General features: G+C 57.8%; 7 protein-coding genes and 1 pseudogene. 3 read left to right on the top strand and 5 right to left on the bottom strand.

Annotated features, from left to right (window positions below):
• Nucleotides 1-47: 47 nt before the first annotated feature.
• Complete coding sequence (locus VSR82_RS38995) at nt 48-974, bottom strand: hypothetical protein (protein ID WP_498858823.1); 927 nt, start codon at nt 972-974, stop codon at nt 48-50.
• Between the two features lie 170 nt (nt 975-1,144).
• Here VSR82_RS38995 and VSR82_RS39000 point away from each other — a divergent pair, with 170 nt between their 5' ends.
• Entirely contained in the window at nt 1,145-1,957 is an 813-nt protein-coding gene (locus tag VSR82_RS39000; RefSeq protein WP_498858824.1) for an IS5 family transposase, read from the top strand.
• A gap of 31 nt (nt 1,958-1,988) precedes the next feature.
• On the opposite strand, the gene VSR82_RS39005 is transcribed toward VSR82_RS39000, so the two are convergent.
• Both VSR82_RS39005 and VSR82_RS39010 read right to left on the bottom strand, forming a co-directional pair.
• Entirely contained in the window at nt 1,989-3,509 is a 1,521-nt protein-coding gene (locus tag VSR82_RS39005; protein ID WP_410853131.1) for a hypothetical protein, read from the bottom strand.
• A 130-nt stretch (nt 3,510-3,639) separates the two neighbouring features.
• Nucleotides 3,640-4,161: a hypothetical protein gene (locus tag VSR82_RS39010; protein WP_498858825.1), complete on the bottom strand. Its 522-nt coding sequence runs from the start codon at nt 4,159-4,161 to the stop codon at nt 3,640-3,642.
• Between the two features lie 463 nt (nt 4,162-4,624).
• Here VSR82_RS39010 and VSR82_RS39015 point away from each other — a divergent pair.
• Both VSR82_RS39015 and VSR82_RS39020 read left to right on the top strand, forming a co-directional pair.
• A pseudogene (locus tag VSR82_RS39015) lies at nt 4,625-4,915 on the top strand (transposase); the annotation flags it as partial.
• Between the two features lie 925 nt (nt 4,916-5,840).
• Entirely contained in the window at nt 5,841-6,695 is an 855-nt protein-coding gene (locus VSR82_RS39020; RefSeq protein WP_410853250.1) for a hypothetical protein, read from the top strand.
• Between the two features lie 262 nt (nt 6,696-6,957).
• Here VSR82_RS39020 and tnpC read toward each other — a convergent pair whose 3' ends face one another.
• Both tnpC and tnpB read right to left on the bottom strand, forming a co-directional pair.
• On the bottom strand, nt 6,958-8,550 hold the full coding sequence (tnpC, locus tag VSR82_RS39025) for an IS66 family transposase (RefSeq protein ID WP_498858826.1): 1,593 nt from the start codon (nt 8,548-8,550) through the stop codon (nt 6,958-6,960).
• Nucleotides 8,551-8,579: 29 nt separating this feature from the next.
• The coding region (gene tnpB / locus VSR82_RS39030; RefSeq protein WP_498858827.1) for an IS66 family insertion sequence element accessory protein TnpB at nt 8,580-8,899 on the bottom strand (320 nt) is incomplete at its 5' end.

An 8,899-nucleotide genomic window follows, 5' to 3' on the forward strand; every position in this document is an offset into this window, starting at 1 on the left:
TTCGGCCCCATCGGCAACATTCCACCTGCCGAGGCAGAAGCCGCTTACTATGCAAATCTCGCTGAGTCTGTCACTGTGGCATGACGCAAGCAAAACGGTCTCCGGAAAACCCGGGGCGCTTCACACCAATATCGGGGCCATCTTGTCGGAGTGCTCGGGGCGCGCATCCGCGCGGTCTGCGACTGTTTCTGACCGCTGTTCTCAATTCGAGAGCCAGCAACTGCCTGTGGTTCTCGCCGGCTCGGATGCTCTTCTGTATGTAGAGCATCCACGCTCGGTATACTGCGGCGCGCTTGCGTACGTTCGTCATCGTCTCGGTCGTCGGTGACCTCGCCAACGTCAGTTTGATTCAGTGCATGGCCTCCTTCGGGAAAACTCACCATTTCGTTCGGGCGGTCCGGTACCCCGATAGCAGCGAGCAATGCAGCCCGCTCGACGGGTTGAATTTGCAACATCCCGTGAGTCGCCTCTTCAAGAAGATCAAAAGCGTCCTGCCCGAGTCGCGCGCTGCGGTACAGAACCTCTCCGGCGCAGTTAACTATCGTAGTTGGGTCCTCTGTGTAGTCTCCGGCTTGATTAATCACGATGCGTGGCTTACCGCGCACGACTTCCATACGCGGCTCGCTGAAGATGGCCCCAATGCAGCGGATGACGCTCCGCGACGTCTCGCGTGAATGGTGTACCTGCATGAGACCTGCTGTGAGGAGCAGGTCAAACAACATCGCCACTTTCAACGTCCGCTCGATCTCACGCGCGTGTTCGGACCACGCGCGCGCTGGCACGTAAAAGAAGGCAGCGGCGAAGGGGGGATGGATGATCAGTCCCCGCGCGGAGGATGCGCTGAACCATGCTTCAGCCCAGATATCATGGAGAGACGCTGGGCCACGCGCGCTTGTGTCCAGCACGGCATTCAACCAGTCGCGCTCGACTTCGGTGAGCGACTGGATGACGCGGGCGATGCGATGCATATCCATAGCTAGAGCCCTAGTACGATCGATATCGGGGCAGGCAGGACGTGGCCTATCCCGATACGAAAATGTTCCCGAGGTTGCAGCCGGCGATTGCGCGGTCCTCGATCCCTTCACGACCTTACAGTGGCTAGAGCGTGTTAGGAACTTCGATTGAGACCTGTTATCCTGGCGGGATGAAAAGAACAGACCGCAAAGGGTATCCGACTGATGTGTCGGATGAGGAATGGAGTTTCGCGGCGCCGTATCTGACGCTGATGGACGTCGACGCGCCCCAGCGCAAATACGAACTGCGCGACATGTTTGATGCATTGCGCTGGATGGCTCGTGCCGGCGCGCCGTGGAGGATGCTGCCCAATGATTTCCCGCCGTGGGAGCTGGTGTATCAGCAGACTCAACGGTGGTTGCAGGCGGGCTGCTTTGAGAGCATGGTGAGCGACCTGCGCTCGGTGATACGCGTGGCACAGGGCCGTCGGGGACAGCCCAGCGCGGTCATCCTCGATGGCCGCACGATACAGTCGACCTGCGAGAGCGGCCCGCGTGCGGGTTATGACGGTTATAAGCGCAAGCGCGGTAGCAAGGTACATATGGCAGTAGACACGTTGGGACAGTTGCTGGCGGTGCACGTAACCCCAGCCAATGAACAGGAGCGCGCACAGGTAGCTGAGCTTGCGCGGCGGGTCCAGCAGGTAACAGGACGAACGGTCAAGGTGGCATTTGCCGATCAGGGATACACGGGCAAAGAGCCAGCGCAGGCTGCATTCGACGAGGGTATTGACCTTCAGGTGATCAAACTCGAAGAAACGAAAAAGGGTTTCGTTCTGCTCCCCCGGCGGTGGGTGGTCGAGCGCAGCTTTGGCTGGCTCAACCGTTTCCGGCGTCTCGCACGTGACTATGAACGGCTCCCCGAAACTCTCGCCGGGCTTCATTTTGTCGTCTCCGCAATGCTCATGCTTGTCCACGCCGTGCCAGTACTTCAAAGTTCCTAACACGCTCTAGTTGATGCAATACCTTGCGCGATTAGGTGTCGCCGCCATCGCCGCTTCCCTTGCCGCCACTGTTACCCCCCGACGCCTCCCTGGCACCACCGTCGCGACCTGTGCCGGAATCATCAGCCGGCAAGCTGATGAACTTTGCCGGGAAGTACTTCGCCATCCATGCTTGCGCAAGTTGCGAGGCAGTGATCCTTTTGAGGTAGTAAGTGATCGGAGCGCCCATATTGCCCGCAAGACATTTCTGGATGTAGTCGTCAAGAGCATTCATCATTGAATTCGTATCGATGATCTTGTTCTTGCCATCATCGATGTCCGAGAGCGCGGACAGTGCGCTTTCGACCTGGCTCGACTTCATGGCCAGCAATTCCTGGCCGGTACGGGCGCGAGCGGCTGCCGATGAGACCGATTCCTGGTCCGTCGCCGTAGCTCCTTGCAGCTTGAGCAGCGCTGTCATCGACTTGGCGCCATCCGCATCGGCGAATTGCTTGACCCCCATCTGCACTTCGTTCGACTTGATCGAAGGAATAGAACCGACAGTGACGAGCGTGCAGTGGGAAGTAACATTCTGCGCGGAGAGCAGCGATTTCGCGTCCTTGCTGAACGAACTGTTTACGCCGAAGCCACCCGAGGCGTTTTCAAACCAGCTCGCGATTTTGAATTGCGTTTGAAGCGACGCAGTAACGCTCTCCATGGCTTGGCGGTTTCGCGTTTCAGTTGTGTTTAGCACGTGGACCATGCCAATAAAGCACGAACCCATCGTCGCGCCGGATAGAATGGTTAGCGCCTTTTCGTCCTTGGTGTCGGACTGGGCTGCAATCTTTTGCATTGAGGCGATCGAGTCAGTCTTAATCATCGCATCAGGGAAAGAGGAATTGAACGCACGGATGCCTTTGTCCACATCTAGAATGAACGGTGCTAGGAGTGCGGCATTCTTATGCGAACATGTCACGCTGATGACGAGCGTACCGGCGATGTCGTGGTTCTGGAGTTGACTGATAACCTGGCTCGTGGCAGCGCTGGAGGTATGTGTCGCGAACTCATCTCCGAAAATACCGACCTGACCGCTGACGAATGAGCCAATTATGGACGAATGTGTCCCTGATCGGAAGTCGCTTGCATCATTGGAAAAGAACTGAACGTTCATCTTGAGACTGTCAGCTGACAGTGGTATCTGCTTGATCTGCGAGCGATCGAAGTCGACCGGACTCTCCGCCGAGTCGCTGATACTGGACATTTTTTTCTTGAGCGGCTGGACTGACTTGATCGCAGCAACTTTCGCTTTTGCAAACTCCTGCGCTGCGGCGGCGAGATCCTTGCCTACCGCTACGGACTCGGCATCGACATGAGAGGTGTCGATACCCATCCCCGCCAGTTCCTGAGACGTCATGTCAAGCGAGCGCTTGGCGGAAATTAGGGAATTGAGAGTGTCTTCTGCGGCATCGGCAGGCGCACAAGCAGCCACAACCTGCTCGAGCAAATGCAGGCGCTCTATACTGACGAGATTTCCGAGCGCAAGCGCGGGATCGTAGGGAATCGCCGAAGGCATGATGGGATACTCCTGTGTCTACGGGTATTAGGGGTCTGTTCGTTAGTGCGACGGTAAAGAAAATCCACTGCTCATCGCAGTGGGCCTACGGGTGCCACATCGGCGAAATACATCGCCCGCCTGAGAGAAACTAGGACGGTGCCGTCTCGTATTCGTCGAGAAGATAAGCCTTGATTTGACGACGGGATATGCCAAATGTTGAGTGCAACGCGTCTGGAGACCAGCCGCGCGCGAGCGCCGTTCGGATAGCGGCACGCCTAAGTGCCTGGAGCAGCCCCCAAACGTTGGGGATATCGATCTGGCCGTTCACGTCGGCAGTATCGCGCCACCGGATGTATATTGGTTCTGGCACGTACAGGCCGGTTCGGTGAAAGAACTTTTCGTGGCGTGTTGGTAGGTAAAGTCGACACCCACCATGGGCTTTCACCAGATCAAGCATCATGCCAAAGCTGGTTGGACGCACCACGTCAGCCAACGAGTTGGGCAGACAACTTAACACGCGGTCGCGATTGCGCTCGCAAAATCGGATACACGGTTCGCGAGATTTCTCTGCGAACAGGCCCGCGCCTCCGATGGAGTGAATGAAACCTTCCTCCTCTGGTATCGCGGCGGGGTCTGCATCATTGATCGGGTGATGATTGATTTGCCACACTGGATTTCTCCTCTTGTCCAACGAGTGCAGGTTACCCAACGGAACTTCACCAAAATAGGGGAATTGCCTTCCCTGGTCGCACAAAGTCCCACTTCTTAATGCTGTTAGGATGTGCGGGGGAGGACATTCAGGGCGTGATTGACGTCTATTTGGGGAGCCGTCCGACGCGGATTGCGCGGGTCGATAGATCGGTCCCCTCTCTCCACACGCAATTTCGCGGGAAACTCGTCCGCCGCAGATGTAACGTGGCATAAATGCCAAACGGGGGTCTGTGTTCCTCAGTGGACGGTTTTAGTTCAATGAGTGTCGCACATGGCGCAACGTGTCAAGCCTTGTTCGGTTAATCGACTAGAGTGAGATCTGTTTTTCTTTTCGCCCGGATTTGTTGGGGATCGACTCCTTAGGAAATTGGAGCGGCGCCTACGTGGATGAGGACGCAAGGACTCTTTAAAGAGGGATTGTATTGTGCCCATCAGTAAAACCTAGTCATTACGTGGAAAGCATTGAAATTTTGACCGAGCGCGGAGTGCCGCAATCAGCGCGCGGCGCAGGAAAAAAATCGCCATGTGCGGGAAACGCTGGAACTGGGAGCTTCGGTGTCGTCCGTGGTTCATCGGCACGGCGTCAACGCCAATCAGTTGTGCGGCTGCCGCAAGCAATGCCAGGAAGGAAGTCTGGCGGCGGAGAGTGTGCGGGAGGCTTTGTGCCCGCATCTGAGCTGGCCGCCGTCGAACAGCGCCTCGGCACAACACAGGCTACGCAGCCGTCGAATGGCTGTCGGTCAATGGCTTGGCCAATATCGACCGGTGCCCACGTGTGCTGAATTTCAGGAGCCACTCCAAAAATAACCCCCCGCAGAAATTAGGCTCCGGGAGCGAGCAAGGTGAACGATGAATGATAATCGACACGGTCTTGCTATGACCGCAAAACGCTGCCGGCGAAACAACCGAGTGAGATGTTGTGACAGTCCGGTGGCTAGTTACTGCAACTACAGCGCGGCTGCCATCATGGCCAGTGCCGCGCACCAGGCGTGGCGCCGCGCGCGGGCGCGAACGACCGTGGTCGTGGTGGTTCTGCCCTTAACGGCATCCAATTCGCTGACCCTACTGCGTCGTCAGTCAGCGAAACTACAAAGGCATTGAGCAAGTTTTGGCTGAAGCAACGCGATACAAACTACCGATGCTTTGAGACTGATCAAACCGGCACGATAGCGCGTTCGCTATATTCAATTGCATTCGCGAGGAGGCGTTCGCGCGTCCAGCGGTCGGTTCAATGTTCCGGATTCGCCCTCGTATGGCGGGTGCGCAGAATCGACGGAAAAAATGGATGTATCGGACCGAGCGGCGATCCGAGAAGTGATGTGAGCGAGCAGCACTATGCAGTGCGCTGTGGACGATTGCGTTATTGAAAACAGAGCTGACAGAATGGTAAAGGCGAACCAACCTGTGCATTTTCACACTCCGAATATCGGAAAGCTGCCGGAGCACGCGTGAAAAGTGCGACATATTGCAGGAATTCACGCAAGCGTGTCACCAGCGTGCGACGGGCTTTAGAGCCTATCGCACAGGTGTCGATCTCATAGCGGAGCGCTGGGTCGGTGCCAACACACGGCAAGATTCAATAGCGCTGATGCAAGCCGCCTGTTATGCACCAATAGAATTTCGAGTGGGGTTCTCGCTTTGTCAAAAAATGCCGACACCGCTGCCGATAATCCGCTGATCCGCGTCGCAATGAAAGCACATCACGAAACAGCGATGCATATGAACCGGTCCGCATTCGCCTGCTTACAGGCAGCGCCGGATTCCGTTTGTGGACGAATTCCTACGGGCACCGCACACCCGGTCGCTAGTTCAGAGCGCGATGCAGTAATAGAGAAACAACGGTTCGCTGCGTGCCGGAACGAACAACTGGCGACGCAAGTGGAATTGCGTAGGGAAATCCTCATGCTGCGCGAAGCACTTACTGAAAGTGACGATCTGATCGCCCTTCATAAGATTTATCGAGAGAGCGCGGAGAAGCGCGCTGCGGCCGAACGTGAAAGCACACGTGCAATGCGAGTACAACTGAGCAAAATGGATGTACTGAATAGAGCGTTGCAAGCGGAAGCAAGTGCGATGGAGCGGGTTTTGAATAATCCCTCATCCTACTTATCGGGTCGGAAGGCCCATCCGCTCGCGGCATTGCAGGGCAAGCGCGTTCTGTATGTCGGGGGGCGGCCCGGATCTCTTTCTGCAATCCAGTGGCTCGTGGAAGCCTCAGGTGGAACGATGGCGTGCGGCAGCGACACGGTGGACTGTACCGGTTTGCTGGCCGCCGCGTTGCCGGATGTGGACATGCTCATGTTCCCTGCCGACTGTATAGACGACGATACCGTGAAGATGTTCGAGTGGATCTGTGAGCGCAATCGTATCGCGTGCTATCAACTTCGCACGGCAAGCTTGGCAAGTTTTGTGGAACTCATCGACCGGCTCAGCGCATTTGCGAAAACGGGTGCTGCTGTGCGCTCCGCGCGCTTTTGCCCGAGGCACGGCTAGGAAGCCCAATGGCAGGCAGCCGAGTTTAACATGCAGCGAAAGGAACGGTGCTGAGGACTGTACGAAAACTCCTGCTATGGGCCAGCCCTGTCTGGCAGGATCTTTTGCTACCCACACACTAAACGAAACTCGAAGGTCACTGAGCGATCACAAAAGGAGAATTGCTATCACGTGACATCGGCGGGCTGCATTATCCTCCGTCGCAACGCCACTTTGGACGTAAGCGTGGCCCCAGCGACGTCTTGACTGGAGACTGAGATCTTTAGACTGCGGTGCGGAGCTGATCGGCAACGACCCACGGTACGAGTTCATCAATGCGGTTGATCGCATGCTCGGCGATGCGTGCGAGCACGAAGCGCAGATACGCCTCTGGATCGATACCGTTGAGTTTTGCGGTGCCAATGAGGCTGTAGATCGCGGCGGCACGGTCGCCGCCGGAGTCTGCCCCAGCGAACAGATAGTTGCGTCGACCGATGGCTACCCCGCGTAGCGCGCGCTCGACTGGCAGGTTATCGATTTCGAGCTGGCCATCATCGCAATAGCGTGTGAGCGCTTCCCACCGGTTTAGCGCATAGAGGATCGCCCGACTCGTATCCGATTTGCGCGAGAGCGTCTCCAGCATCGTTGTGAGCCACGCGTGGAGTTGATCGAGTAGCGGCCGCGCATGCTCCTGGCGATGCACACGGCGCTGGTCGGGCGGCTTACCCCTGATTGTTTCCTCAATCCTGTATAGCGCGCCGATACGCTCAAGCGCCTCGGTGTTCAGCGCATTCGGGCGCGCCGCGTGCAATTCATAGAACTGGCGTCGAGCGTGCGCCCAGCAAGCCGCCTCCGTGACGCGCCCGGTTTCGTAGATGGCCTGGTAGCCGCCGTACGCGTCGGCTTGCAATGTACCCTTGAACGACTCGAGATGCTGTTGGGGACGGGTGCCCTTGCGATCTGGTGTATAGGCGAACCACACCGCCGCCGGCGTCATGTCGGCCGAGGCACGATCATCGCGCACGTACACCCACAATCGACCGGTCTTCGTTTTGCCGTTACCCGGTGCAAGCACTGGAACCGGAGTGTCGTCGGCGTGCAGCTTCGTCGCCGACATCACATGACGACGCAGTGTTTCAACGAGCGGCTGCAGCAGCGTCGCCGCGTGACCGACCCACTTCGCAAGCAGCGAGCGATCCAGCTCGACACCTTCTCGCGCATACATGACGGACTGCCGGTAAAGCGGCAGATGGTCTGCGAACTTCGAGACCAGCACGTGTGCCAGCAGCCCTGGTCCGGCCAGACCGCGTTCGATGGGACGACTCGGTGCAGGCGCCTGAGCGATGTGGTCGCAACACACGCACGCAAACTTCGGGCGCACATGACGGATGACCCGGAAGCTTGCCGGCACATACTCGAGTTGTTCTGCGACGTCTTCGCCCAGCGACTTCATCTGGCCACCGCACTGCGTGCACTTCCCGGCGGATTCGGGCAAGTGCGTATGGATCTCGCGCGGTAGATGTTCGGGCAGTGGCTTGCGGGGTGCCTGTTCCACGGCCGTGCGCGGCGTCTTCGGGATTTCGACTGGCGCCGCGCCTTCGTCGGCCTCAAGCTCTTCGAGGCGCAGTTCGAGTTGCTCGATCTGATGGTCCAGCTTCTCCGACTTGCGACCGAACTGCATACGGCGCAGCTTGGCAATGAGCAGCTTCAGGTGTTCGACTTCGGCTGTACGTGCAGCCAACGCGGCTTGTTGCGAGTCGACCGTTTCCTGCAGTTTGATCATCTGCGCGTCGCGCTCGCGCAGCGCCGCCTCCTGGCTGAGCAGCATCGCCTTCAGCGTTTCGACATCGTCGGGAAGTGGGCTCGCGCGCGTCATGCAGGCAGTTTACGCGCCGACAGCGACGTTTACAACGCTGAGGTCGGTCGCGCCGTTCTCGTCGGTTGCCGCCAGTCAATGCCTTCGAGCAGCATCGATAGTTGCGCCGGACTCAGGCAAATAACGCCACCGTCGGCTTGAGGCCACACGAAGCGCCCCTTCTCGAGTCGCTTCATCAGCAGGCACATTCCATCGCCACTCCACCACAGCACTTTGAGCAGGTCGCCAAACCACACGACATTCAACATACCGATCGCAAATTGTGGTGATCGCATACCGCTGGCACCCCGCCTACGGCCAGGAATACAGGCTGGTCCGCCGCACTGGGCGCCGCGGGAATCAGATGGTT

It is taken from the genome of Burkholderia sp. JPY481 (assembly GCF_038900515.1).
Lineage (GTDB): Bacteria > Pseudomonadota > Gammaproteobacteria > Burkholderiales > Burkholderiaceae > Paraburkholderia > Paraburkholderia youngii.

Excerpts from the sequence above, each read along its gene's own strand:
- VSR82_RS39005 (WP_410853131.1), bottom strand. The coding sequence starts at position 3,509 with ATGCCTTCGGCGATTCCCTACGATCCCGCGCTTGCGCTCGGAAATCTC.
- VSR82_RS38995 (WP_498858823.1), bottom strand. The coding sequence starts at position 974 with ATGGATATGCATCGCATCGCCCGCGTCATCCAGTCGCTCACCGAAGTC.
- VSR82_RS39000 (WP_498858824.1), top strand. The coding sequence starts at position 1,145 with ATGAAAAGAACAGACCGCAAAGGGTATCCGACTGATGTGTCGGATGAG.
- tnpC (WP_498858826.1), bottom strand. The coding sequence starts at position 8,550 with ATGACGCGCGCGAGCCCACTTCCCGACGATGTCGAAACGCTGAAGGCG.